General features: G+C 48.2%; 25 protein-coding genes and 1 tRNA gene. 19 read left to right on the top strand and 7 right to left on the bottom strand.

The features are described 5' to 3' along the window. Positions 1-603: 603 nt before the first annotated feature. Positions 604-2,886, top strand: coding sequence for an exopolysaccharide transport family protein (locus tag D082_RS09625; RefSeq protein ID WP_028947875.1), 2,283 nt, complete (start codon positions 604-606; stop codon positions 2,884-2,886). Positions 2,887-2,946: 60 nt separating this feature from the next. On the opposite strand, the gene D082_RS09620 is transcribed toward D082_RS09625, so the two are convergent. Beyond that, positions 2,947-3,019 (bottom strand) — tRNA-Val (locus tag D082_RS09620). Between the two features lie 97 nt (positions 3,020-3,116). On the opposite strand from D082_RS09620, the gene D082_RS09615 reads away from it, so the two are divergent. After that, positions 3,117-3,665 carry a metal-binding protein gene (locus tag D082_RS09615; RefSeq protein WP_028947876.1) on the top strand — a complete coding sequence of 183 codons (549 nt, stop codon included), beginning with the start codon at positions 3,117-3,119 and terminating at the stop codon, positions 3,663-3,665. 26 nt (positions 3,666-3,691) lie between these two features. Here the strand turns inward: D082_RS09615 and D082_RS09610 are convergent, their stop codons facing one another. Next, a complete protein-coding gene (locus tag D082_RS09610; protein WP_028947877.1) occupies positions 3,692-4,549 on the bottom strand; it encodes a YaaW family protein in 858 nt (285 codons plus the stop codon). Between the two features lie 178 nt (positions 4,550-4,727). Next, positions 4,728-5,261 carry a translation initiation factor IF-3 gene (gene infC / locus D082_RS09605; RefSeq protein WP_028947878.1) on the bottom strand — a complete coding sequence of 178 codons (534 nt, stop codon included), beginning with the start codon at positions 5,259-5,261 and terminating at the stop codon, positions 4,728-4,730. A 276-nt stretch (positions 5,262-5,537) separates the two neighbouring features. Here infC and D082_RS09600 point away from each other — a divergent pair, with 276 nt between their 5' ends. From D082_RS09600 to aroF, 10 genes are all read left to right on the top strand, one after another. After that, entirely contained in the window at positions 5,538-6,146 is a 609-nt protein-coding gene (locus tag D082_RS09600; protein ID WP_028947879.1) for a Uma2 family endonuclease, read from the top strand. 12 nt (positions 6,147-6,158) lie between these two features. Beyond that, positions 6,159-7,187 (top strand): tRNA dihydrouridine(20/20a) synthase DusA, encoded by a 1,029-nt coding sequence (gene dusA, locus D082_RS09595; protein WP_028947880.1) that lies wholly within the window; start codon positions 6,159-6,161, stop codon positions 7,185-7,187. A 123-nt stretch (positions 7,188-7,310) separates the two neighbouring features. Next, the gene (gene metK, locus D082_RS09590; protein WP_028947881.1) at positions 7,311-8,573 is read left to right on the top strand and encodes a methionine adenosyltransferase; all 1,263 of its coding nucleotides are present in this window, start codon (positions 7,311-7,313) and stop codon (positions 8,571-8,573) included. 111 nt (positions 8,574-8,684) lie between these two features. Further along, positions 8,685-9,170, top strand: coding sequence for an allophycocyanin subunit alpha-B (apcD, locus tag D082_RS09585; RefSeq protein ID WP_028947882.1), 486 nt, complete (start codon positions 8,685-8,687; stop codon positions 9,168-9,170). A gap of 94 nt (positions 9,171-9,264) precedes the next feature. Beyond that, the gene (locus D082_RS09580; protein WP_081857634.1) at positions 9,265-9,774 is read left to right on the top strand and encodes a hypothetical protein; all 510 of its coding nucleotides are present in this window, start codon (positions 9,265-9,267) and stop codon (positions 9,772-9,774) included. A gap of 75 nt (positions 9,775-9,849) precedes the next feature. Beyond that, positions 9,850-10,326 (top strand): M48 family metallopeptidase, encoded by a 477-nt coding sequence (locus D082_RS09575; protein WP_028947883.1) that lies wholly within the window; start codon positions 9,850-9,852, stop codon positions 10,324-10,326. 101 nt (positions 10,327-10,427) lie between these two features. Next, positions 10,428-11,441, top strand: coding sequence for a permease (locus D082_RS09570; RefSeq protein ID WP_028947884.1), 1,014 nt, complete (start codon positions 10,428-10,430; stop codon positions 11,439-11,441). Between the two features lie 176 nt (positions 11,442-11,617). Continuing rightward, positions 11,618-11,887, top strand: coding sequence for a 30S ribosomal protein S15 (rpsO, locus tag D082_RS09565; protein ID WP_028947885.1), 270 nt, complete (start codon positions 11,618-11,620; stop codon positions 11,885-11,887). 17 nt (positions 11,888-11,904) lie between these two features. After that, the gene (locus tag D082_RS09560; protein WP_028947886.1) at positions 11,905-12,381 is read left to right on the top strand and encodes a PAM68 family protein; all 477 of its coding nucleotides are present in this window, start codon (positions 11,905-11,907) and stop codon (positions 12,379-12,381) included. 214 nt (positions 12,382-12,595) lie between these two features. Further along, positions 12,596-13,651 carry a 3-deoxy-7-phosphoheptulonate synthase gene (gene aroF / locus D082_RS09555; RefSeq protein ID WP_028947887.1) on the top strand — a complete coding sequence of 352 codons (1,056 nt, stop codon included), beginning with the start codon at positions 12,596-12,598 and terminating at the stop codon, positions 13,649-13,651. A 459-nt stretch (positions 13,652-14,110) separates the two neighbouring features. Here aroF and D082_RS09545 read toward each other — a convergent pair whose 3' ends face one another. The 3 genes from D082_RS09545 to D082_RS09535 form a co-directional block, all read right to left on the bottom strand. Further along, a complete protein-coding gene (locus tag D082_RS09545; RefSeq protein ID WP_081857633.1) occupies positions 14,111-14,581 on the bottom strand; it encodes a hypothetical protein in 471 nt (156 codons plus the stop codon). Positions 14,582-14,717: 136 nt separating this feature from the next. After that, positions 14,718-16,154, bottom strand: coding sequence for an ATP-dependent DNA helicase RecQ (locus D082_RS09540; protein WP_028947890.1), 1,437 nt, complete (start codon positions 16,152-16,154; stop codon positions 14,718-14,720). A gap of 105 nt (positions 16,155-16,259) precedes the next feature. After that, a complete protein-coding gene (locus D082_RS09535) occupies positions 16,260-17,729 on the bottom strand; it encodes a hypothetical protein (RefSeq protein ID WP_028947891.1) in 1,470 nt (489 codons plus the stop codon). 181 nt (positions 17,730-17,910) lie between these two features. On the opposite strand from D082_RS09535, the gene D082_RS09530 reads away from it, so the two are divergent. From D082_RS09530 to D082_RS09515, 4 genes are all read left to right on the top strand, one after another. Then, complete coding sequence (locus D082_RS09530) at positions 17,911-18,762, top strand: GNAT family N-acetyltransferase (RefSeq protein ID WP_028947892.1); 852 nt, start codon at positions 17,911-17,913, stop codon at positions 18,760-18,762. A gap of 290 nt (positions 18,763-19,052) precedes the next feature. Continuing rightward, on the top strand, positions 19,053-19,355 hold the full coding sequence (locus D082_RS09525) for an HU family DNA-binding protein (RefSeq protein WP_014407089.1): 303 nt from the start codon (positions 19,053-19,055) through the stop codon (positions 19,353-19,355). Between the two features lie 13 nt (positions 19,356-19,368). Continuing rightward, a complete protein-coding gene (gene cobD / locus D082_RS09520) occupies positions 19,369-20,472 on the top strand; it encodes a threonine-phosphate decarboxylase CobD (protein WP_028947893.1) in 1,104 nt (367 codons plus the stop codon). 172 nt (positions 20,473-20,644) lie between these two features. Beyond that, positions 20,645-21,535, top strand: coding sequence for a bile acid:sodium symporter family protein (locus D082_RS09515; protein ID WP_028947894.1), 891 nt, complete (start codon positions 20,645-20,647; stop codon positions 21,533-21,535). Positions 21,536-21,595: 60 nt separating this feature from the next. On the opposite strand, the gene D082_RS09510 is transcribed toward D082_RS09515, so the two are convergent. Next, positions 21,596-22,324, bottom strand: a complete 729-nt coding sequence (locus D082_RS09510; RefSeq protein ID WP_028947895.1) for a response regulator transcription factor — start codon at positions 22,322-22,324, stop codon at positions 21,596-21,598. A 261-nt stretch (positions 22,325-22,585) separates the two neighbouring features. Between D082_RS09510 and D082_RS09505 the strand changes: the two genes are divergently transcribed. From D082_RS09505 to cysH, 3 genes are all read left to right on the top strand, one after another. After that, on the top strand, positions 22,586-24,061 hold the full coding sequence (locus D082_RS09505; protein ID WP_081857697.1) for a GH3 auxin-responsive promoter family protein: 1,476 nt from the start codon (positions 22,586-22,588) through the stop codon (positions 24,059-24,061). Positions 24,062-24,205: 144 nt separating this feature from the next. Next, positions 24,206-24,787 (top strand): protoporphyrinogen oxidase HemJ, encoded by a 582-nt coding sequence (hemJ, locus tag D082_RS09500; protein WP_028947896.1) that lies wholly within the window; start codon positions 24,206-24,208, stop codon positions 24,785-24,787. 153 nt (positions 24,788-24,940) lie between these two features. Next, entirely contained in the window at positions 24,941-25,690 is a 750-nt protein-coding gene (gene cysH / locus D082_RS09495; RefSeq protein ID WP_028947897.1) for a phosphoadenosine phosphosulfate reductase, read from the top strand. Positions 25,691-25,902 lie beyond the last annotated feature (212 nt).

The raw sequence follows: 25,902 nt of genomic DNA, 5'->3' as shown, positions 1-25,902 counted from the left end.
AGAGAGTAAGTAAAAATTAATTTTTATCATAGTCCTTTGCCACCGACCGGAACCCCACTGGTAATTAGCAAACCCGTGGCACCGTCTTGGTTTTGGCCGCACGAACCCTATGTACGTTCTTAGTCAGTTCTAAGAATACGGCAGACGAAACCGAGATCCGTGGGATCATCAAGGCTCCGGCTAAAGCATGAGTGTAAAATTCAGTTGTTTTTGATTTACTCTAAACTGTCCAGTCCTGTTGCCGGGGAATTCCTTGACCAGAACAAACCTTCAGCAGCCCATGACTGGAGTTCAATCTAATTGATTAGCTCGATTTTGTCCAGTTGACCGCTTCTGCTGCGAAGGAATTAAATACCCAGGTTTCCCAATTAAAGGCGATCGCCACCCAAAGTAAGTTATTGTTTCGCCGGAGGAACTAGGGAGATGTAAGGCAAGTCCTTCCCCTAGAGCCATACAAATTCATGCTAAGTCCACCCTGCACAGTCGTCGGAAATAAAGGTAACATTGACCTAGATAAATGAAACTCCTCCCCCCACTAATACTAGGTACTAAACCATGGCCAATTTCCTTGGTCACCCCCGTCTATAGCTATTCCTAAAAAAGATGACCTACAGTTACCCAGAATTGCCCCAAGGCAGTCCCCCCCCTCCACTAGTCGGAGCATACGGTGCTGAAGAAACCGAATCTCTTTCCCTCGCTGGCTTGACGGGAATATTACGGAGAAGATGGTGGGTTATCATTCTAGTCGCTCTGGTTGTTGGAGGGTTTAATTTTAGAAGGGAAATCGACAAACCGGAAATATTCGAGTCCAGTTTTCGATTACTGGTCACCCCTCCACCAGTGGAAGGATTAAATCCCCTCACTGCAATCCAACCCAGTGGGTTGCTCGGTGGGCGCCAGAATAATCAAAATTATTTTGCCACTCAGATCGAGTTACTCAAGAGTAATACTCTCCTTTCCCAAGTCTGGGATGATATAGAAAATGAAGATCCATCATCCATAAATGCGGAAAGACTAAGCTACCAGCAAGTATTGTCCAACTTGTCCATTACCAAAATGCCAGATGCTGACATAATAGTCGTATCTTACCGGGACAAAAACCGGGAAAGGGTTCAGGCCGTGTTGAAGAAACTGGCTAACACCTACATCAACTATGCAGCAGAGCAAAGAGACTTCCAGGACAATGAACGGCTTCGGTTTGTCAATGAACGTTTACCAGAATTTGAAGAGAGGGTAAGGTCTCTTCAGTCTCAACTTTTAAGGCTTCAAAGGGAAAATAACATCTTCAATCCGGAGAGTGCAGGGGAAAATGCTAGCTCCAGACTAAATACCATAGTCGATCAAAGAAGGAATCTACAGCTAAAAATACAACAACTGAACGCTAGAAAAGAAGCTCTAGAACAGAAAACCGGTGTTGGGAATGACCAGGCTTTTGCCCTAAGTTCCTTGGGTCAATCACCAGTCTACGCTGGTTTAGTCAACAGTTTAAATGAGATAAATTTGAAACTGGTACAGTCCCTGACCATCTACACTCCTGAAAGTATCCAAGTTCAACAGTTGCAAGAGGAAAAAGCAAGTATTCTACAGTTAATCCAAGCCGAGATTGATCGCGGGGCGCCTGGTTCCATCGGCAGAAGAAGCCTTGATGAGGTGCTTAATTCAACTGATGTAGGCGGCCCCAAGGCGGCGGCTTTAGGTGAACTGGCGAATGTTGGCGTAGAGCTCGAAGTAATGAATCTGGAGCTACAAGAATTAATTCGAGCAGAAACAGAGCTAAGGCAACAATTGGAAAGGATAACAACCATTTCTGGTCAGTATGCGACCATCAAGCAAGAATTTGATCGACAGAAGAGTGGACTAGACCAGTTGACTGCAACTAGACAGGCTTTAGAAATAGAGATCACGAAGAACTACGTTCCCTGGCGGTTGATCTCTAATATTACTCTGCCCAATCAACCAATTGATACCCTCCCCAGGGACATACTCTTCTCCACTCTGCTGGGACTATTAGCTGGATGCGCCGCCGCACTGTTGTTAGATAAACTAGACCCCAGACATCATAGCGTTGAAGACTTAAGGTCTAGCTATAGTCACACCATTCTGGGCTATATCCCCTTGGAAAAGGAACTGCGAGCTAGCATTAAGTATGGGTCACCTTTACCCAATGAGGCCATGCAGGAGTCCTATGCCAGGCTCTACTCCAATCTGTTTTTCCTCAAGCGCAAACGCCAGTGCCATTCCTTTGTGGTCACCTCCGCTGAGTCCGGTGACGGCAAATCGACGACTTCTTTCTTCTTAGCCCAGGCCGCCGCTAAGTTGGGACAAAAAGTCCTGCTGGTGGATGGCGATCGCTATTTCCCCCAAAAGCAAGCTTGGTTAAAGTTAGCTAAAATTACTGGCTTTGGGGGCGACAATGCTTCCCCGGATGGCAATGGGGTGCTCGACAGCTTGGCGGGGGATTCCAATGGTCAAAACGATGATTTGCCGGAGCTTTTGGGCAAGAACTTGTTCTACTTCAAAGTCCAAGACGACACCATGACCCCGGAGCAGTTAGTCTCCGCTTCCCAAAATTTTGTCGTCAAAATGAACCAATGGAAAGAGACTTTCGATTTAATTTTGATTGATACCCCTCCTATTTTGGGTCTAACCGATTCCCGTCTCATTGCAGATCAAACCGATGGGCTGGTGGTAGTAGTGCGTCTCAACAAAACCCGTAAGGATAGCCTCAAGGAAGCTTTCCGGGAATTAGCCTTGGCTGATCTCAACGTCATCGGAATTGTGGCCAATGCCATCACTTCTACCTCCGGCGGTTATGGTTACTACTATGGGCGCTACTACAACAACCGTTACTATGGCCGCCAAAAACTTGCCCAGGCAGACCAGTAGCACTGCAAAACCCCGCCCTTTGGAAGCAATAGCAGTCAGATAGGACAAAAAGTGACTATATGGGCGATGACGGGCTCGAACCGCCGACATCCTGCTTGTAAGGCAGGCGCTCTACCAACTGAGCTAATCGCCCTTTACTCGCGCTTAATCACTATATCATAGGTTATCGTTTTTCTCGATCGCCGTCGGCAAAATTTTCCTTCTTTTATAATTTCTCAGCCCCTTGTCCTATGCCCGCAGGTAAAACCCATGACCGCATTACCCTGGGGGCGACTCCCGGAGTCATGGCTATAACTTTTATTTGCACCAGTAGCGCCCGACTGACCCTGCTAATGGCGATCGCCTTTGGGTTTAGTGGGCTGATGTTTGGTCCGGATTTGGATATCCATTCCTGTCAATATAAACGTTGGGGCTGGCTGAGGTGGATTTGGCTTCCCTATCGTCGCTTGATTCGGCATCGATCGCCCCTTTCCCACGGCTTTTTAATCGGTACTGTTTTGCGCTTATTTTATCTAGGCAGCTGGCTAATACTGGTTTCAGCGGGTGTAGGCACGGTGCTGATACTGTTGCAAAAGCTCGATTTACAGAGGATTGACTGGTTGGTCCTGGGACAATGGCTGGGGCACCACCGTTGGGAGCTACTAACAATTTTTGTTGGCTTAGAAGCAGGGGCCATGGCCCATAGTGTGAGCGATTGGGGCGGTAGTTGGCTCAAAAAAAGGCTCAGGCAAAAAAAGCACCCCAGCCGAGGGGAGTCTAAATCCCGCCGCCGTTCCTAGTTTTTCGTTATTTTTCCTTCCCCAAACTAGGCCAGTTGCCAGCAGGTTTCCCTCGTTAAACGAATTTGAGCCAGGGTAAAAATTACTGGAATGATGCGGCCATAGTTAGTGGCGATCGCCCGCCAACCCAGATCCGCCAGGAATAATCCCCACAGGGCCGGCCCCAACACCGAAAAAATTGTCCGCACCGCCCCATAACGGGCTGTTCCCATCAAGACCCCCTGCTTAGCCGTTTGCAAAGCCAGTTGATTTTGTAACTGGGTGGCCGCATTTAGCCCCCCCTTCACCAGCACCGATTTAGCCACTTGATATTGGGCAATGTGTAGCGTCACCTGTTGTAAAATCCGTCCTAACAGTAAGGGTCTCAGCACCGAGCTAACGGCGATCGCCCCGCCGCCCTTGAGAATAACATTGACCGGATTGTGTTGAATTTGCAGAGGCAGGGGTTCCGGCAAGGGGGAGTTAATCAAAGATTGTTGAATTTTGCGGGTTAAATTGCTCTGCTCCGTCGGGGGCAACTTTTGCCAAGCCTGGTTGACCAAGTGGAGAAAAATATCCGTTTCCAAATCTAAGGTGGTCATCTGCTGAGCGTAGGGCACCTTGAGGAATTGACAAACCCGAATTAAAGTATCCCGATAGCTGAACCGTTTAGCCTTGCCCCGCAATACGGTTAGACCATCGGCGGCCAGGTAGCGGAATCTTTCTTCTAAGGAACTTTCCCAGAGGGGACGATCCAAGCTTTGCACCTCCACCGGCAGAGGGGTTTGCAGATAATCCAAAGGATTAAATTTTCTACAAAAGAGAATTTGCGTTAGTTGGGTCAGTTCATCCTCCGTCGCCAACTCCAACGCTGAGCGTAGTTCGTCCAAGACCTTTTCCTCCACCAGTGGGGCTTTGCTGACTTCCCCATTCTAGGACAGGGGCAGAAAACTTGGGTTGGATGGGGACAAGATTAACGGTTTTGCAACAGCTACACAAAAAATCCCCCAGGAAAATCTGAGGGGATTAAAAAAACTACTGTTTAAACTATTTCAATAGCCCGGTTTCACTACTCAAGTATGGCTAGACCTTTTTTGGGGAAAGGAACATCATCATATTGCGGCCTTCCCGTTTGGGGGCCTGCTGAATGTCCGCTTCAGTGGCCAAATCCGTCGCCATACGGTCCAGTAATTCCTTGGCCAAATGGGCGTGCTGAATTTCCCGGCCCCGGAAGTTCACCGTTGCTTTAACTTTATCCCCCGCTTTGAGGAATCGTTTTGCCTGGCTAATACGCACTTGATAATCGTGTTCATCGATTTTGTACCGCATTTTTACTTCCTTAACATCGGCGGTATGCTGTTTTTTCTTAGCTTCCCGAGCTTTCTTCTCCTGCTCAAATTTATATTTGCCGTAGTCCATAATCCGGCACACGGGCGGATCGGCGGTTTCACTCACTAACACAAGGTCGAGCCCCCGCTCATCGGCGATTTCCATGGCTTCATTGGGGGTAATGATCCCCAACTGGGCACCGTCACTGTCAATGACTCGTATTTCTGGGAAACGTATTCTTTCGTTGATTTGAGGTAAGTCGCGTTGGGGTCTTCTTTTATCGGCCACAGGTGTTTTTTGTTGAAGTTTGTAGGTAATGTTGGGTTTACAAGCGAAAGTGCTAACTCTGCCATTTTACCGATTCTTTCGGCTTTTCGGCCCGCTATTTGTTCGCTTCCCCCCAGGGTACTCTGGCTTTGGGAAAGGGTAAATGGGGTTATCCGGCCTGTATTCTAGCTCCCCATGGCTGGCCAATGGCGATCGTAAAGATATTTAACGAAAGGGAGTAGCGCAATAGAATGGGGACAAACAGGTTCCGCAAACTTTGCAGGATATTCAGGATCTATGATTGCTCTCTCCTCCAATGAATACTTTTCCCCTGAAGATTACCTAGAGCTGGAAAGCCGCAGTGATGTTAGGCATGAATACATAGATGGCCAGATTTACGCCATGGCCGGGTCAACCAAGGCCCACAACATAATTTCTCTTAATTTAGCTTTAGCTTTGCGCTCCCGATTGATGGGGAATAATTGTCAGGTATTTATGGCGGACATCAGGGTGATGCTTTTAAATCAGAGACGTTACTACTACCCAGATGTTGTTGTTGCTTGCGAAGACAATGATGATGTCAATTCCTCTATAGCTCAATATCCCAGGGTGATTATTGAGGTTTTGTCAGAATCCACGGAAGGCTTTGACCGGGGCCAAAAGTTTCAGGACTACCGCACTTTGCCTAGCTTACAGGCTTACATTTTGGTCAATGCCCAAAAATATTTGGTGGAGTGTTTCCAGCGTACTCCCCAGAATTTTTGGTTGCTGAAGTCCTATGAGGGCCTGGAGGCGATCGCCGACATTGAGGCCCTTAACCTAGAAATTCCCTTAGCAGAAATTTATGCCACTCTGGATCTGCCGGCATTGGTGGATGAAGTTGGAATAGAGACCGATTTAACGTAAGTATTGCCCTGAATGACAAAAGTTTTCCCTGATTTTGCCGTTAATCCCCTCAGTGTGGCCCCGATGATGGATCACACCGATCGCCATTTTCGTTATTTTCTACGGCAGTTAACCCGCTACATTCTGCTGTACACCGAAATGATTACTGCCCAGGCCATCCTCCACGGCGATCGCCATAGGTTATTGGATTTTAGCCCAGAGGAAAAACCCGTAGCGTTGCAATTGGGAGGCGATGATCCCCGACTACTAGCGGAATGTGCCCGCATTGGCCAGGATTGGGGCTATGACGAAATCAATTTAAACGTGGGTTGTCCCAGCGATCGGGTGCAAAGCGGCAATTTTGGAGCCTGTTTAATGGCTCAACCGGGTTTGGTGGCCCAATGTGTGCAAGTGATGCAAAGGGCGGTGGAAATTCCCGTCACCGTTAAACATCGCATTGGCATTGATAACCAGGACAGTTATGAAGATTTAGTGCATTTTGTCGAAATTGTGGCCAACGCCGGTTGTCAAAGATTCACCGTCCACGCCCGTAAAGCTTGGCTCCAGGGTCTTAGTCCCAAGGAAAATCGCACCATTCCCCCCCTACGTTACGAAGATATTTATCAATTAAAAAAGGACTTTCCCCAATTATTTATCGAAATCAATGGCGGCATTACCCAAATTGAGCAAATTCGCCGACATCTCAGCCGTGTGGATGCAGTGATGGTGGGCCGGGCCGCCTACGAAAATCCTTACCTTTTCGCCACGGTGGACCGGGATATCTACCAAAAAACAAATTTGGTGCCCAGCCGAGCAGAAATTATTGAACTTATGTTGCCTTATGTGGAAGAGCGTTTACAACACGGCGATCGCCTTAACCAAATTACCCGTCATTTACTGAGCTTATTCAACGGTCAGCCGGGGGCTAAATTCTGGCGACGCACCCTGAGTGATTCCCATTTACTCTCCTGTTCGGGGCCGGAATTATTAGCAAAAGCTCTCCAAGCTCAACAGAACCTAACCCCATCGCTAGATTTGTCAGTCATTGCAGTGACCCACTAAAGGCGGAAGCCACAAACCCAAACTTTCAATCAGCCTGTATGATGAAATGTTAATTTAGCTTAACAAGCTTTGTTGAAGGTCTTGTTTGCCCAATAGCCTTTTCGTGTACGAGGACTGAAGACTTTGTCTAAGCGTTATTTATTTACTTCCGAGTCGGTGACGGAAGGCCATCCCGATAAGGTATGTGACCAAATTTCCGATACCATTCTCGATGCCCTTTTAACCCTAGATCCCAAAAGTCGGGTGGCGGCGGAAAGCGTCGTGAATACGGGTTTAACCCTGGTGACGGGGGAAATTACTTCCCAAGCCCACATTAACTTTGTCGAACTAATTCGCAACAAAATTGCCGAAATTGGTTACACCAACGCCGATAATGGCTACTCCGCCAACAGTTGTGCTGTCATGCTGGCGATCGATGAACAATCCCCCGACATTTCCCAAGGGGTCACAGCGGCCCAGGAACAACGCCATGCCCTCAGCGATGACGAGCTAGATAAAATTGGTGCTGGCGATCAAGGCTTGATGTTCGGTTATGCCTGCAACGAAACCCCCGAATTGATGCCTTTGCCCATCAGTTTGGCCCACCGCATGGCCCGCCGCCTCTCGGAAGTACGTAAATCCGGTCAATTGGGCTATCTGCGCCCGGACGGTAAAACCCAGGTGTCCATCATGTATGAAGATGGTCTTCCCGTAGCCGTAGACACCATCCTCATCTCCACCCAGCATGACGAGCACATTGGTGACATCACCGATAACGACGCTGTCCAAGCCAAAATCAAAGCTGACCTTTGGGAAGTGGTAGTGGGCCATTGCTTCAATGACATTGACCTCAAGCCCACTGATAAAACCCGCTTCATCGTTAATCCCACCGGCAAATTTGTGGTGGGTGGCCCCCAAGGGGATGCCGGTTTAACCGGACGGAAAATTATCGTTGACACCTACGGAGGTTACTCCCGCCATGGGGGAGGAGCTTTTTCCGGTAAGGATCCCACCAAAGTAGATCGTTCCGCTGCCTATGCCGCCCGTTATGTGGCCAAAAACATTGTCGCCGCTGGGTTAGCTGATAAATGTGAAGTACAGGTCAGCTACGCCATTGGGGTTGCCCGCCCGGTCAGTGTCTTAATTGACACCTTTGGCACCGGTAAAGTGGACGAAGAAAAACTGCTCAAAGTGGTGTTAGAAAACTTTGAACTGCGACCGGCTGGCATCATCCAAGCCCTAAATCTGCAAAATCTACCCGCAGAAAGGGGAGGACGATTCTATCAAGACGTGGCCGCCTATGGCCATTTTGGCCGCAATGACCTGGATTTACCCTGGGAATACACCGACAAAGTAGACGTGTTGAAGGCAGCTTTCGCCTCCAGCCCCCAAGCAGTGGCGGTCTAGACAGTTAACCGTTGGGCAAATATACCGCCGAGGGAGGACTACAGTTAGCCTGGGGCGGTATGGGGCAACTCAGGCTAAACTACAGTATGATATGAAATTCTTGTTGATATCATGAGTGTAGTTAGTCAAGTTATTTTGCAAGCCGACGATCAACTCCGCTACCCCACTAGCGGTGAATTGAAAGGGATCCAGGCGTTTTTAACCACCGGTGCCCAGCGTATTCGCATTGCGGAGACCTTGGCCGAAAATGAAAAAAAGATAGTCGATCAAGCTCAAAAACAACTGTTCAAGCAACACCCTGAATACCGTGCTCCCGGGGGTAATGCCTACGGTCAGCGGCAATATAATCAGTGTCTGCGTGATTACGGTTGGTATTTACGCTTGGTCACCTACGGTGTTTTGGCGGGCAATAAGGAACCCATTGAAACCACTGGTTTAATCGGCGTTAAAGAGATGTACAACTCTTTGAATGTGCCGGTGCCAGGGATGGTGGATGCGGTGACCGCTCTCAAGAATGCAGCGCTGGGACTGCTGAGTGCAGAGGATGCCAATGAGGCAGCTCCCTACTTTGATTACATTATTCAGTTCATGTCCTGATTGGTTTTGGGGCAAAGGTTAACGAAGATGGCGGTGGGTTTTCTGTGGCCGACCATGCCCTCTTCGTTTTCTTCTTTTTAGGGAGGAGTTGCCTGTGGTCTGGCTCAAGTCCATTCCTTTTTTGTCCATTGCATTGGTAATTGTTACCTATGTTGCCTTTGGCTGGAGGTTGGCTGAAGCTAGTGTGCCCTGGAGCATGATGTTCCATGAACATCTCAGGGGTTGGCAGATTGAGCTAGACCAGAGAACGATTCTGGCCTTAATTCATATTTTTACCCTCTTCATCATCACCCTAACCACTTTAGCTTTGACCACCCCGATTACTTTGATGACCTATGTGGTGGGTAATTGGGCTAAGTCAGAATTACGGTCAATGGTGTCGATGGTGTTTTGGTGTTTTGTTTTTGTGGTGGCCCTGCGGTGGTTTAACTATTTCACTTCATTTTTGTTGCTACTGGCGGCGGCTATTCTGGGTCGGATTGAGTTACGGAATCTCGGCATGGGCATGGGGCAAAGCTTGTTATTATTAGCCCTAATCTGTGGCTTGGCCTTTGCTGGGGGGGTTTATAGTTATTTTTTCTATTATCCGTTGCCTCCCATTTAGCGATAAGGATTATTAGGGCTAGTTTGCGGAGCTAAAGCTTAAATTTTGTTGTTATTGGGAATTTTCCCCTTATTTATGGCTTCCACCAAAAAGATTTTACAAAAGACGTTCATTATTGCCTCAGGATTGGCTTTTCTGGGCATGATGACGGTGCCGATGCTGACGGTTTTGAGGGGTGATGCCAATCAAACCCAAGTCCAAACTCAACCGGATGGGGCTCCCCAGCAACCGACGGCGGCGGAAATCGAGCAGTTAGAGGCGATCGCCGGGGGATATGAAAAGGTATTAGAGCGGGAACCCAATAACCCCAATGCCCTACAGGGTCTAGTGGAGGCCCGTTTACAAATGGGAGATTTGGCGGGGGCGATCGCCCCAATGGAGAAGTTGACCAAAATTTATCCGGAGGAGGAGGGGCTGAAACAGTTGCTGGCGGCCATCAAATTGCAGGTGGAAAATCCCCAATTAGCCCCATCCCAAAATCCTTTGGCTCCCGCTGACTCCAGTGATGGCGGCGGAGGGACAGAGCCCCCAGGTTCCCCCGACCAACCTTAGGAAAGATCGCAGTTTGGTATTATCGTCTCTTGCTCCTCTCACCGTGAGCTTCAGGAAGTCTTTGTCCCCTGGGCTGACTTTGCCTGGCTTTGCTTAAATCTATGACCCAATTGCACGAAGCCTTTACTATTTTTTTGAGCTTGCTGGTGGAGGCCATCCCCTTCCTCACCTTTGGGGTAGTGCTCTCCAGCGCCCTGTTAGTCTTCAGCGATGAAAAAAAGCTAATTGCCTATATTCCCCGTAACCCTTTCCTCGGGGCGATCGCCGGTAGCTTGGTGGGGTTTATGTTTCCGGTTTGTGAGTGTGGCAATGTGCCCGTGGCCAGAAGATTTTTAATGCAAGGTTTACCCCCTTCCGTGGCGGTGGCCTTTCTCCTTGCCGCTCCGACCATCAATCCCATTGTCATTTGGTCCACCTGGGTGGCTTTTCGAGATCAACCGGGAATGGTGGTGGCCCGGGTAGTCTGTTCCTTGATCATTACCGTTATCATCAGCTGGGTATTTAGCCGTCAGCTCGATGCCGTGCCCCTGCTTAAACCTGCTTTGGGCCGTAGACTAGCCTACCTCAACCGTTCAGAAGAAGCTCCAACGGCGATCGCCTGTGAATCCCCCCTTTTACAATCGGGCACCTTTCTATTGGGTAGTGGTACCGGCAATCAACTACTGAGGTTAGACGAACAGGCCGTGGAAACCCTATTACCGCCCATTGCCCCCAGCCGTTGGGAAATGTTCACCGACAATATTGTCCAGGAATTGCGGGAATTGGGGGGAATGCTCATCCTTGGTAGCTTGATCGCCGCCGTCATTCAGGTTTTTATTCCCAGGGAATGGATTTTATTACTGGGGCAGGGCACCATTAGCTCCATTTTGGCCATGATGCTCCTCTCGGTGGTGGTATCCGTCTGCTCCACGGTGGACTCATTTTTTGCCCTCTCCTTTGTCTCCACCTTTACCACCAGTTCCTTGTTGGCGTTTTTGGTTTTTGGACCAATGATTGACGTCAAGAGCATCGGGCTATTGCTTTCCGTTTTCCAGCGGCGCATTGTTGTTTACCTGTTGCTACTGGCCGGGCAGTTAACCTTTCTGCTCAGTTTGGCCCATAGTTATCTGTTTTGAGTTTGACCCACCCTACCCCTCCAACGGTGCCCAGGGCCTATGCACTGGCGGGAAATTTCCTCCCTGGCGATCGCCAAAGTGGGGAAACGGAGACCCTGGATAAACGTGATATAGTAAGAGATTGCAACGAAATTTATCGCCTAATATCCTACAGCTTAGGTTTTTCCACAGAGACTATGTCCTTAACCCAAACCCGTAAACAAGAATTGATGACCGAGTATCAAGCCCATGAGACTGATACTGGGTCCGCTGATCTGCAAGTAGCCTTCTTGACAGAAAGAATTACCCAGCTCACAGGGCACCTCAAAGCTAACCCCAAAGACCACGCTTCCCGTCGGGGCCTGCTGAAAATGATTGGTCGTCGTAAGCGTTTATTGAGCTTCATCAATGCCCGGGAACCAGAACGTTACCAAGCCCTGATCAAACGCCTCGGTATCCGTCGTTAAGTTTTTCTATTTTTTCCATGGCTGACCCCACCAACCAAGACCGCCTCCCTTTTGAGCGGAAATCCAAAAAGAAAAAGGTTGAAAAAAAGCCCCCTTCAGTGGCGGCACCGAGCAATAAAACCAGCGGCGCCAAAGAGAAAAAGAGCCGCCGTTCAGCGGACAGTGGCATTCCCGCCGTAGTGAGTCAGCGGATGGTCAAACGCATGGCCTTGTTCTCCGGCATTCCCACCGGGCTGGGGATGTTGTCCTTTGTGCTTTTTTACCTCGTAGTGAGCCGGGACTGGTTTGAGATCCCCACCTATGTGGTGTTTGCGGTGAGCTTACTGTTCTTCGGTCTGGGGGTAGTGGGTCTTAGCTATGGTATTTTCTCCACCTCCTGGGAAGATGAACCCGGCAGTGTCTGGGGCTGGTCAGAATTTCGCCTCAACCTCGGTCGTACCATCGCCGTCTGGCGCAACGCCCAACAAACGGCCCAGGACAATGGCGATCGTTGAATATTGAATGATGCTTAATATTCGTGAATTTTTGTAAATTTTCGTCAACAAAGTTAACAATTGCCCAACCACCGTTGGCTAATCCTACCGGTAAAAATAATTTCGTTAAAATTATTAGCATTAGCTCAGCTTTTCAAGGCCGTACTTGTTGTAAAACCTTTAGCTGAGCTTTTAATCCCACCCCGTTTCACCCTATCGCAAGAGGAAGTTTGTCATGATCGTCGTCATGAAAGTCGGCACCCCAGAAATAGAAATTGAGCGCATTGGTAAAGAGTTTGCCGAACGGGGCCTCACCCCCGAAAAAATTGTCGGTAAGCACAAAGTTGTGATGGGGTTGGTGGGGGAAACAGCCGGACTTGATCCATTGCAAATCCAAGAGGTAAGTCCCTGGATTGAAGATGTGTTGCGGGTAGAGCAACCATTCAAGCGGGCTAGTTTGACTTTCCGCCATGGGGAATACAGTGAAGTAATTGTCTCCACCCCCGCAGGCCCAGTGGCGATCGGCCGGAACCATCCGGTGGCGGTGGTAGCGGGACCCTGTTCAGTGGAAAACGAAACTATGATTGTGGAAACGGCCCGTCGGGTTAAGGCCGCTGGGGCTCAGTTTTTACGGGGCGGTGCCTTCAAACCCCGTACTTCTCCCTACGCTTTCCAAGGCCATGGGGAAAGTGCTTTAGGTTTATTGGCGGCAGCTAAGGAGGCCACAGGGCTGGGCATTATCACCGAAGTGATGGATGCGGCGGATTTGGAAATTATTGCGGAAGTGGCGGACGTAATCCAGGTGGGAGCCCGCAATATGCAAAACTTCTCCATGTTGAAAAAGGTAGGAGCCCAGGATAAGCCAGTGCTGCTCAAGCGGGGTATGGCAGCCACCATTGATGAATGGTTGATGGCGGCGGAATACATTTTAGCGGCGGGTAATCCTAATGTAATTCTCTGTGAACGGGGTATTCGCACCTTTGACAGCCATTACACTCGCAATTGCCTAGATTTGTCGGTGTTGCCTGTTCTGCGCTCCCTCACCCATTTGCCCATCATGATTGACCCCAGCCACGGCACTGGCAAGTCCGAGTATGTGCCCTCCATGGCCATGGCGGCGATCGCCGCCGGTACCGATTCCCTGATGATTGAAGTACACCCCAATCCAGCTAAAGCCATGTCCGATGGTCCCCAATCCCTGACCCCTGATCGTTTTGATGAGACCATGGCTCAGTTGGCCGTCATTGGTGAAACCGTGGGACGTTGGCCAAAAGTTGCCGCCCTAGCCTAGGGCAGAGAGTTACATATCGCCCTTGGAACCTATATCCTTGGGCGAGGTTTGTTTGCTCAAAGTTTATGCCCGTTGGAGATATAGTCAATCAAAGTAAGATTGAGACGACTAAGGTCTTTACCAATGACGCTTTTAGCGCTGGTAAGTGTCTTACTCTCAATTAAATTAACTATATCTGCTGGCCCTAGGCTAATAAATATTGACGCAATTGGCGATTGTTTTACCCTGGCTAGTACCATCGATAAAAATTTGTTTTAGCCTGGGGTCGTCAATGTCCTATCGGCCCAGCGGTTCCAGATAATCCGCCCCATGGCCACCTGCTAGTGGTCTTAGGTGTGTTTCGGCACATTGTGGAGAGCTAGGGTAATGGTGCTTTCAGATCGGTAGGCGCGGATAATAATGCTTACTGGGGGCCGACTAACCATGGTGCAATGAGAAAAGACGAATAACTGCCCGAATTTAAGCCTGTTTACAGAGAATATAAAGGTGTCGGTGATCCGTGAAATAAGACCACATTCGCCGCATATTACCCGAATCAGTATTGAATTTTATATCCAAATCATTGACCCCAGTTACAAACCACCCTGACCATCCACTAGACCACTGTATTTTGTAGGCAACCACATTACCTTTCAGAATACTTTGATCAATCTCCGTATTTAGTCCTTTTGCCCAGCCCGGCCCTGGCCCTACCGGTGCATTGGGAGCAGATTCTGTTCCCACTTGAATGCAAACTGTCTGGGTCTGTAAATTATGTTGTACACAATCAGAACCATTACAGCCATTGAACGGAGCCGCACCAACAGAGTCGAAAACTCCCGTTGTAAGAACAGAAATAATCGGTAGAAAAATCAGTGAAAGATGACTTATTCGTTTTTGAGGACTGAAAAATTTGCCCGTTGCATTGCATTTATCCTGACCTAAAACCATTTAATTTAGTCTTCCATTCAAAATTGGACTGATACTAGCACTTATTTGCTTGAAATTCCCCTAAATTCTCAAAAATTCACAGTTTTTTATATTAATGCTCTTTCTACAAAATTTATTTAACTTTATTTCGTTTAAACTATCGACGTTTGGCTAAACAATTATCGCAAGTGCCACAGGGTTGCTGTGCCATTGGAGAATCATCACCAAAAGCCGCCAAAATTGTTTGCCAACGGCAACGGCCACTGGTTAGGTATTGCTCCATAAGGTGGTACTGACTTTTAAGTTCCTCTAGGGGATTTGTCTGGTTATTGCCAGAGGAAATGTGGTAGTTAAAGGGATCCAGCCAGTGCAAACGTCTCTGACGATGAAGCCATGCCAAAGCCATTTCTAGGTCGGGAAAATGGGGTTTTAATGCTATTAAGTTTCCTTGGACGGGAATTTGCTTGCCCAAGACTTGTGCTCGTTGGAGATGTTTGTTGGCCTGAGCCAGAAAATATTGACGCAATTGGTGATCGCCGGAGTCTAACCAACCGGTGGGTTCACTGATTAGGGCTAGGCATTCTGCTGGTTGTAAATCCCGACCGGCCCGCCCCACTTCCTGGAGATAATCCATCAACATTAGGGGGGCTTGGTAATGCAATATCCAACGGGTATCGGGTTTGTCTATGCCCAGTCCAAAGGCGTTCGTACAAACCACCGAAGCAATTTTGCCCGTCAGCCATTTCTGTTCTAACTGTCGCCGCTGGTGAGCCCCTAAACCGCCGTGGTAGGCCTCTGTGTCGAACCCCCTTTCCTGCAACCATTGGGCTAGGCTGATGGCCTTGGTGCGGGTACGGACATAGATTAAACCAGTTTCCTGGAGATGCTTGAGCAAAAAACGCCGCAGTTGTTGCCGTCGGCAATATTCACTCAGTACAGTTTTGACTTTCAGTTGCAGTTGGGGGCGATAGGGGCTGACCTGAAAACATTTTGGCGATCGTAAATTTAATCCCGCTATGATTAAATCCTGTTGCTGACGATCGGCTGTGGCGGTGAAGGCGGCCAGGGGAATTTCTCCTTTGTTTTGCCCTAATCCTCGACGCAGGGCTCCCAAACGACGGTAGGCGGGGCGAAAACTATCTCCCCACTGCACTAAGCAATGGGCTTCATCGAGCATTAAACCCTGTAACTTTACCTGGGGCTGTCGGAGTAAATTCCAGACCGGCTCACTCAGCAATGTTTCCGGGGAAAGGTAAAGAAGCTTTAGTTTTTGTTGGCCCAACTGGTGCAATACCTGTTTTCTTTCCGGGCGACTCAGTTGGCTATGGAGACAGGCGGCGGGCAGATTGTGCCTCCGTAAACTTTGCACCTGGTTTTCCATGAGGGCTACCAACGGCGAAACCACCAGGGTTAGGCCCTCCCTTAGTAATGCGGGTAGTTGAAAGCAAATGGACTTTCCCCCTCCGGTGGGTAGTACCACCAGGCAGTCCTGCCCGGCCAATAGACAATCAATTACTTCTCTCTGGGGATAACGAAAGTGGTCATAACCCCAAATTCGACGGAGGGCATCTTCCAGTAATTGGCGATCGGCCATGGCGAGCAATGGAGCTAGGGATTTACCGGGGGATTCGAACATTGGCGCAGGTCTTGTTGCAACCCTGTCCAGGGCCGATGGATTACCCCCCATTAATCGAAAAAATTAGGCTAAAGCAGCCTCCCCCCGACGATACAATTCCCGGGCATATTCCGTCCAGGTGCCTTGGCCCCAATAACGGAAGCAACTGGTTTCCACCAGTAATAGGTACAGCAGGGCGTTTTGATAATCCTCCCGCTGGGTCACCCTGGGATCTTCCGCCACCAGGCGATCAAATTTTTGGTGGAATTTAGCACTGAGTTGGTTCATCGGTTCGAGCACATTTTCATAGCCCTGTACCCAACTTAAATCATTGGTCCAGGATGCTCCATCCATGGTGAATTGATGGTCGGTGGCCTTGAGGTCGGCGATCGCCGCTTCCACCTGTTCATGGCTGGGGGATTCGGGGTTAACCCGTTGCCAAATTTTATGTTGCTGGATGGCTTGAATAGGGGGAAAATCGGATTTCTGCACGCCGGCCGCTTCCAGCAGTTCTAAGTATTCCGTGCCATTAATGGCCACTGTGCCCGACTTACCTCCATTTTCTGCCATTTTGCGGGTGGCTTGTTCATAGGCAGGGGGAAATTCATTCATCATTACCCCACCATTTTCCCCGTCGGCTATCTGGGTCACACAGGCCGGAATTTGATGGTTGCCCACGGGCTGCTTACCCCGGCCCAAAGCCTCGTAATAGGGTTGCATTTGGGCCACCAATTTGGTGTCAGAACCCTGGGTTTTGATTAGGGCAACAATGCTGACTGTTTCTCCCCGGGAATTACGGGCCACTAAACGGTTGGGTATATATTTTTGATCACCAGAAAGGCCGCTACCATCGAGGTTTTCCACGGAATGTTCTTGCACCATTAACCAACGGTAACCGCATTCTTTTAGGGCTTTAACATATTCAAATAAGGTGTCAGGATGGTTGGGCAAATGCATTTCCGGGGGCGAGAAACCCTTCACCCGTTGCAGAGCTTCGGCACCAAAAATATCGGCAAAATGCTGTTGCCAAGCCAATATGTGTAACTTCAAATCTGGGATAGGGGTGGAGGGGGCCACCGCATGGCTCCACATGGTTCCCAACCATTCCACGTAGGGTTGATATTGGGCATCACAGGCTAACCGTTTGAGGTTATCTAGAATATCGTTGCGGCCCATTTGCTGAAAGGCCCAGAGCAGGTTGCCGGAGTAGTCCAACATAATACGGGGATTGCAACCTTCCGCCACCAAGCGGGGAATCATTTCCCCCAACCGACGGTAGCACCAGGCAAAGGGTTCAGCATTGTGGTTATCCCCTTCCCCAGGGTGCTCAAACATATACTGCAGATTGGAAATCAATGCCCCATCTTGCCCAGCGGGAATGGTAGGTTGATGCATATGCAAAGCACAGGCACAGGCTGATTGCAAATCTTCTAGCCGTAAATTTGTCTGCTCCAAAAATACCGGCTTGTTGTCATTGGCCACCGCTAATATTTCCGCTTCTTGGCCCGCAATGGGAGGCAGTTCTAATTTTTTCCGTTCGGCGATCGATACCATCGGCAGTTTCTCCCAGGGTGAGTAAGTTAATGATTGTTAAGATTCGAGGTTTTCAATTGATTAAAATCTATGGACAATCCAAGCTAATGCTAGCATTGGGGCGGTTTCTCCATTAGTTACAATTCCCTTTACCAAGTCAACAAACGTTGAAATTAGTTGAAATTAACAGTGACTAAATACAATGGCTGAGCAGAAATACTTAATCAGAACTATGGCTGAAGCGGAGATTGCTTTAGCGTTGGATTGGGCCGCCGCAGAGGGTTGGAATCCCGGTTGTCAAGATGCGGACTGTTTTTACCAAGGCGATCGCCAGGGATTTTTGTTGGGTTTATTGGACGGAGAACCCATTGCCACTATTTCGGCGGTGAAATACAACGAGGAATTTGGTTTTATCGGTTTTTACATTGTCAAACCAGAGTATCGAAGCCAGGGCTACGGTTGGCAAATTTGGCAAAAAGCTATGGCTTATCTACAGGGTTGCAATATCGGTTTGGACGGAGTTTTGGCTCAACAGGCCAATTATCAAAAATCCGGTTTTCATCTGGCCTACCGCAACATTCGTTACCAGGGTGTTACCGGTGGGGAGGCTCCTCCGTCTCCCCATTTAGTCCCGCTGCATACCATTGCTTGGAAAAACGTACTGACCTATGACGGGCAATGTTTTTCTGCCCCCAGGGAAGAATTTTTACGAACGTGGTGTCATCAACGGGGGCATCAGGCGATCGCCTATGGGGAAAATGGAATTTTACGGGGTTACGGGGTGGTGCGGCCCTGTCGGGTAGGTTACAAAATTGGTCCCCTGTTTGCCGATACTCCGGGGGTGGCGGAAACCCTCTTTTTGGCCCTCAAAGCAAATCCTGAACCAGGAGCAGTTATTTACCTAGATGTGCCTGAACCTAACCAAGGGGCGATCGCCCTAGCAGCTAAGTATTCCCTGCAAATGGTTTTTGAAACCGCTCGAATGTACACCGGGCAAGCTCCCCCCATCGCCCTGGAAAAAATTTACGGGGTTACATCCTTTGAGTTAGGGTGACTTTTACCCCTGGGCAGACTGGGGAGAATAAAAGCCCGATTTTTCGTAAAGGATTGTGACAAAATCCCTAAAAACTGCAAAAATTCGTGGGGAAAAGTGATCCTACTTCCACACTTTGTGCATAGAATAAGGCAGTGAAACAGCCAGTCTGCGGGGATTTCAGGGATTTTTAATGCCAAATTTCTGTGTCGATCCAGGCTGTGGATCCTCCCAATGACCCTGTTATGGGGAGAAAATGCCTAAAAAATGAGTCTATTCCAACAAACTCACTCTCAAGGAGATTTTTTCAGATGAATAAAGGCGAATTAGTCCATGCGGTCACAGACAAAGCAAAGGAGCAACTGGGGGAAAGCATCACTAAAAAGGAGGTAGATGCGGTAATTTCAGCCGCCATTGATTGCATCATGGAAGTGGTGGCCGAAGGGGAAAAAGTGACCCTGGTGGGCTTTGGTTCCTTTGAAGCCAGGGAACGGAAGGAACGGGAAGGCCGCAACCCCAAAACCGGGGACAAAATGCTCATTCCAGCCACTAAGGTGCCAGCTTTCTCCGCAGGCAAAATGTTCAAAGATAAAGTTGCTCCTGAGAAAAAATAATTGCCACTGACCTTTGTTTGAGCGACCCCACCACGGTGGTAATTTGGGTTGGGCAGCGCAGATGGCAGGCTGTCCAGCTTTTTCTTTACTAGATTTTTCCGCCAGTATTAATCCTTTGGGGCCTCCCTCCTCTGTCCTAGCCGCCATTGAGTCGGCTTTACCTGCCCTACATCATTATCCTGACCCCGAATATTCACTCCTCCGTCAGGCGATCGCCGATTATCATCAGTTACCGATGGATTGGGTGTTGCCGGGCAACGGTTCAGCGGAATTGTTAACATTAGCGGGGCGCACCTTTGCGAATTTAGACTGTACCTATGTAATCACCCCAGCTTTTGGAGACTATGACCGCAGTTGGCGGGGAGCAGGAGCCAAACTAGAAACTATTCCCTGGCAGGTTGATCAGCCCTGGCCTTGGCAAAAATTGCGATCGCCGCCTAATATCCCTGATGCCATTGTTACCCAGCGGCAAAGACGGGGTTTAATTCTCAATAATCCCCATAATCCCTCCGGTGCCCTCCTGGCGAAAGAGGAAATTCTTGCTCTCCTGCCCCACTATCAATGGGTGTTATTGGACGAAGCTTTTATGGATTTTCTGCCCCCAGAGCAAGAGCAAAGTTTGGTACCCCACCTGGAGGCACATCCTAATTTAATTATTCTCCGCTCTCTGACAAAGTTTTACCGTTTGCCCGGATTGCGCCTGGGTTATGCCCTGGCCCACCCAGATCTTTTGACCCAATGGCAAGCTTGGCGAGATCCCTGGCCAGTTAATGTTTTGGCCGAAGCGGCGGCGATCGCCAGTTTACAGACGGAAGAATTTCGTCAACAGGTTTGGCAATGGTTACCCTCTACCCGGCAAGCCTTGCAACAAGACCTAACGACTTTGCCGGGGCTATGGCCTTTACCAAGTCAGGCTAATTTTTTGCTGGTTAAAACTGCTATTCCCGGTTCTACCATTCAGCGGGAACTATTAACTAAATTTCAAATTTTAATCCGTGATTGCCTCAGCTTTCCAGAATTAGGGGATAGTTTTTTCCGGATAGCAGTAAGGACAATGACAGATAACCAGAAATTGGGCCAAGCCCTAGGGCACATCACAGCCACGGTGGGATATTGATGGGTTTCGGGGATCAAATTCTTTCTTTTTTTAATTTTATTATTTTAACTTTTTCTTATTTTTTTATGTTGTTGGAACAAAGAGAAGCAGGTTTACTTCTTCAGCTTAGCGAGTAGCTTCCCCGACGTTACTAACTTTATATTCTTTATATTAATACTCAGATTCTGCTCCCATGGAGTCCAATTTTTTAACAACAATTTTTTTGCCCCTAGCCCTTTTCTTGATTATGCTTGGCATGGGGCTTGGTCTGACTATTAAGGACTTTAACCGAATTTGGCTAGAACCAAAAGCTGTTGTGATCGGTTTAATCGCTCAATTGGTGATGTTGCCCCTGGTGGGATTTGCCTTGGCATCGTTATTCTCCTTATCCCCGGAATTAGCAGTAGGTGTGATGATTCTAGCCGCCTGTCCCGGTGGCTCTACTTCCAATGTCATTACCTATTTGCTCAAAGGAAACGTTGCCCTTTCCATTACTTTAACTGCCATTAGTAGTTTAGTTACCATCATTACCATTCCCCTGGTGGTTAACCTGTCCGCCAACTATTTTATGGGGGAACAGTTTGCTCTCCAACTACCCTTTTTAAAAACTGTTCTACAAATTGCCGTAATTACCATTGTCCCCGTTAGTTTGGGGATGATTTTTTACCACTTTTTCCCAAAATTAGCTACATTAATTGAGCAAAATGTTAAGTGGCTTTCTCTATTTTTTCTCGGCACTATTATCGTTGCTATTCTAGTAAAAGAGCGACAAAACTTGGCAGGATTTTTCCTGCAGGTGGGGGGCGTGACTATCACTCTAAATTTGCTAACCATGGCCCTCGGCTACGGCATTGCGATGCTAGTCGGGCTGGGGTTGGCAGAGCGAAAATCCATCACCATTGAAGTGGGTATCCAAAACGGCACGTTGGCGATCGCCATTGCCACAACCCTTTTAAACAATCCCATGATGGCCATTCCCGCTGCGATTTATTCCATCGTTATGTTCCTCAGCAGCGCTATTTTTGCCGGGCTACTGAAATCGAAAATTTTCGCTGGAATCCGATCGACAGAAAAATATTTTTAGCTGACAACGGTGATTAAAATGGTCGAAGGTTGGGTTTCCCACTGATTTTGAGGCAAGAGTTCAATCTTGTCCTGTGGGGGCGTGTTGGAAAACATAACCCTTACCGCGAATGGTGCGAATACACTGATTTTCCGGGCTACCAATTTTGCGACGAATTTGCCCAATATGTACATCTACTTTCCGTTCAACAGTTTCCCCAAGCTGATTTTGCCAAACGGAGGTGATTAGTTCCTGACGGCTCCAGACTTTTTCGGGGTGGGTAGCCAAAAAATAGAGCAGTTGATACTCCAAAAGGGTCAGGGGAACGAGGTTACCTTTACGGGTGACTTCGCATCGATCGCCGTTGATGGTGAGGTTACCAATGGTAATCAGGGCCTGGGTAAACGTTGATGCCACGGGGAATTCAACCACCGGTAGGTGACGGTTGAGCAAAGCCCTAATTTTGGCGTGGAACACGGGCAAATCCAGTGGCTTAGTGAGGTAGGCGTCCGCCCCCTGTTCAAAACCTTCGAGTATATGGTTACGATCCCTCAGACAAGTGAGCATCATCACCAATGTCCGCACACTACGCATTTCCTGACAGAGGTTAAAACCATTGCCGTCGGGAAGATTAACATCTAAAATCACCAAATCCGGTTTGAATCGAGTAAATTTCTCCCTGGCGATCGCCGCAGTGTCAGCGGTTTCCACTTGGTAATTATGGCTCTGGAGAAAACGGGAAATTAGGAGAAGAATGGCATGGTCGTCGTCAACCACAAGGATTTTATCGGGCACCGCTGTGGAGGTCATAGTCTAGATACAGATGCTGCATAGGAACTGGAAAAATAAAGGATTCGGTACCAGTTTACCGAACAAAGTCTCTCTTCTTAGCAATTCTTCATGATTATTTATCTAAACTTATCCGCAGAATTACGGAGAAAATGCGATTAATAAGCCAATTTTAGCTGATATTTACTTTTACCCAACTATAATTTCAGTATTTACTCAATTGTGTTTGATTGGTTGTTATAAAACTAGGCAATCAAAAAATTAGTGGGCCAACTAATTTCCATGGATGATTTTCTTTTAATTATTGGTAGATACCTACTACAGCCAAGCTTTAATCGTTTTCAAGCCGCATTAGCCCAACCCCAAGTCGAGCAAGAGCAGTTAAAAACCAAGCTTATTAAGCGCTTAGCTCGCACCAGTTACGGCCAATCTATCGGTATTAAACAAAATTCTCCTTGGTCTGCCATTCCCTTGGTTAATTATGGGAATTTTTCCCCCTGGTTAGAAAAACAAAAAGCATTGCCTCGACAAGGCATTATTACCCCTGAAAAAATTCTCTCTTGGCAACAAACTTCGGGTAGTGCCGGGGCAAATAAACACATTCCCTATACCCGTAGTCTGCTCAGTACTTTTACTTTTATGTTCTCTGTCTGGGCCTATGATTTGCTCCACCATGGTCCCAATTTTTGCACGGGTAAAACCTACGCTTGTATTTCTCCCACCCTTGGCGATCGCCCTGCTGGCATTGACGACACCGATTATTTGACGGGACCTCTGCGGTGGCTCAGTCGACGTTTTTTGGTTAGGGTCGGTGCCCATTTCCCCAATGGGGAAGCTTTTCGTTGGGTTCTAGCTTTAGCTTTATTGGCGACCCCAGATTTGGAAATTATTTCCCTCTGGAGTCCCACATTTTTGACCGTACAATTAGAATTCATGGCCCAGCATCGACAAAGGTTAATTATGGCCCTGGGCGATCGCCTTGATGGCAATAGACGTGAAGTCTTGCAAAAAGAGGAGATTGATTGGTCAGCGGTGTGGCCGATGTTAAAACTTATTTCCTGCTGGGATCAACTATTTGCCGCCGAACAAGCGCGGATTTTACAAACTTATTTTCCCAATGTATTAATCCAGGGTAAGGGATTATTAGCCACCGAAGCTCCCATTACTATTCCTCTGATCAAAGCCAAGGGATTTGTACCTTTGGTGAATCAAGTTGTGTTGGAATTCATTGCCCCCGATGGCACTATTTTGGATTTATCGGAGTTAAAAAGGGGACCAATTTATGAATTAATAATTTCGACTTTGGGGGGGTTATACCGTTACCGCCTTGGCGATCGCCTCCAGGTTTCCCATTGGTATTTCGAAACTCCTTGTCTAACGTTAGTGGGCCGTGGCGATCAGGTCAGCGACATGGTGGGGGAAAAATTGACGGAAGAATTTGTCGCCCAAACGTTGGCTAATCTGGGGCTTATCCCCAGTAATTGTCATCTCTACTTAGTGCCAACCCAAGTCCCCCAACCCCATTACATTTTGTATGGGTTATCCTTGGCGATCGCCGGAAAGGAAACATTGGCCCAGAAATTGGATCATGCCCTGCAATGCAGTTTCCACTACCAAAGGGCCCGACAATTGGGTCAACTAGGCCCCGCCCAAGTGGTGACGGATCAAATCCCCCATTGGCTAAACCAGCGCCGTTGGGGAGACGAAAAAAAATATTGCCTCCGTATTCCTGCCTCTGGTGGGAGTGGTAGCTTTTAGGCTTGATGGGCCTGGGCAGAATGGTTTGGGATTAGGGGAGGCGATATAATGGCCCCCTTGGGTTTGATTGAATAACTCGCCCCTTCCTTGGGGAATTCCCAACCGCAAGCATTTGTCCTCCTCTGTCCACCGTCAACGTTCACCATGGCCTACTACTGGTTTAAAGCCTTCCACCTGATTGGCATTGTTGTTTGGTTTGCTGGATTATTCTATCTGGTGCGTCTTTTCGTTTACCACGCCGAAGCAGACCAGGAGCCAGAACCGGCCAAAACCATTCTCAAGAAACAGTATGAGTTGATGGAAAAACGGCTCTACAACATCATCACCACCCCTGGCATGGTCGTTAGTGTGGCCATGGCGATCGGTCTAATTTCCACAGAGCCCGAAATCCTCAAATCCGGTTGGCTCCACATCAAACTCACCTTTGTGGCATTACTTTTGCTCTACCATTTTTACTGTGGCTGGGTAATGAAAAAACTGGCCCAGGGAGAATGTCAATGGAGTGGACAGCAATTCCGAGCCTTGAACGAAGCTCCCACCATTCTGCTGGTGGTGATTGTATTGTTGGCGGTTTTTAAAAACAACTTACCCCTAGATGCCACCACCTGGTTAATTGTGGCTTTGGTTATTGCCATGGCCGCTTCCATCCAACTCTATGCCAAAAAACGTCGCCGGGATCAGGCACTGCTAACGGAACAGCAAAAGGCAGCTTCGGCCCAGAATTAGTCTTTCGCATTGGGGTTGGTAAGTGAACCAGATTAACATTCTTCAATTTTTGCTGACCCGACCCCACTGGGGTTAACAATTTTTTGTCCTGCCATTTATTCTTGCACGACAGTTTCACCAAGACCTTTACCTACGATCTCCCATCGCCCACTGATGATCAATACTCTCACTAAGCTCGATTTACCTACCCTGCAAACGGAGTTGGAAAACGCTACCGCTCAACAAATTATTGCCTGGGCAGACCAGACCTTTGGCCCCGGCTTGGTGATGAGTACAAGTTTTGGCATTCAAGCGGCGGTGATGCTCCATTTAGTGACCAGTGTTATTCCCGATATTCCCGTTATCTGGATTGATACGGGCTATTTGCCATTGGAAACCTATCAGTTTGCAGATCAGTTGACTGAACGGTTACAGCTAAATTTAAAGGTCTACCAATCCCCCCTCAGCCCAGCTCGCATGGAAGCTCTGTACGGCAAGCTCTGGCAACAGAAGGATATAGAATCCCTCAACCGCTATGATCAAATTCGTAAAGTTGAACCAATGCAGAGGGCGCTAAAAGAACTAGAGGCGATCGCCTGGTTGACGGGGTTGAGGAGGGATCAAACTCGCCACCGTCAGAATCTGAAACCAGTGGATCTCCAGGGTAATCAGTATAAGGTCCTCCCCATTTTGGATTGGAATTCCAAGATGGTTTATGAGTATCTCACTGCCCACGATTTACCCTACCATCCCTTTTTTGACCAAGGTTATGTTTCGGTGGGGGATTGGCACTCCAGTCGACCCCTGATGGCCCACGATGAAGATGAAAGGGACACCCGTTTCCATGGCCTAAAACAGGAATGCGGTTTACATTTGCCCTTGTCCCCGGAGGCTGGCCAGAGTTTGGATTCCAGTGCTTTATAAGTTGGAAGGTACTGGTTCGTATCATCCATAGCAAAGATCGGGACGGTTAGGACGAATAATCATTAGAACCCTTTCCAAATAAGGATTTTAAAATTGAAATTGCCCTAAACAGCTCACTTTTTGCCACATTTGATTCTAAATAAACGTACAAATACTCAGTTAATAACAGTACCTTATAAATTAGAAATTCCATTGTTAACACAAGGATGGAG

This window comes from Synechocystis sp. PCC 6714, from assembly GCF_000478825.2.
Taxonomy (GTDB): domain Bacteria; phylum Cyanobacteriota; class Cyanobacteriia; order Cyanobacteriales; family Microcystaceae; genus Synechocystis.
The sequence above is the reverse complement of the archived record's forward strand: the minus strand, read 5'-3'. Positions and strand labels throughout refer to the sequence as shown.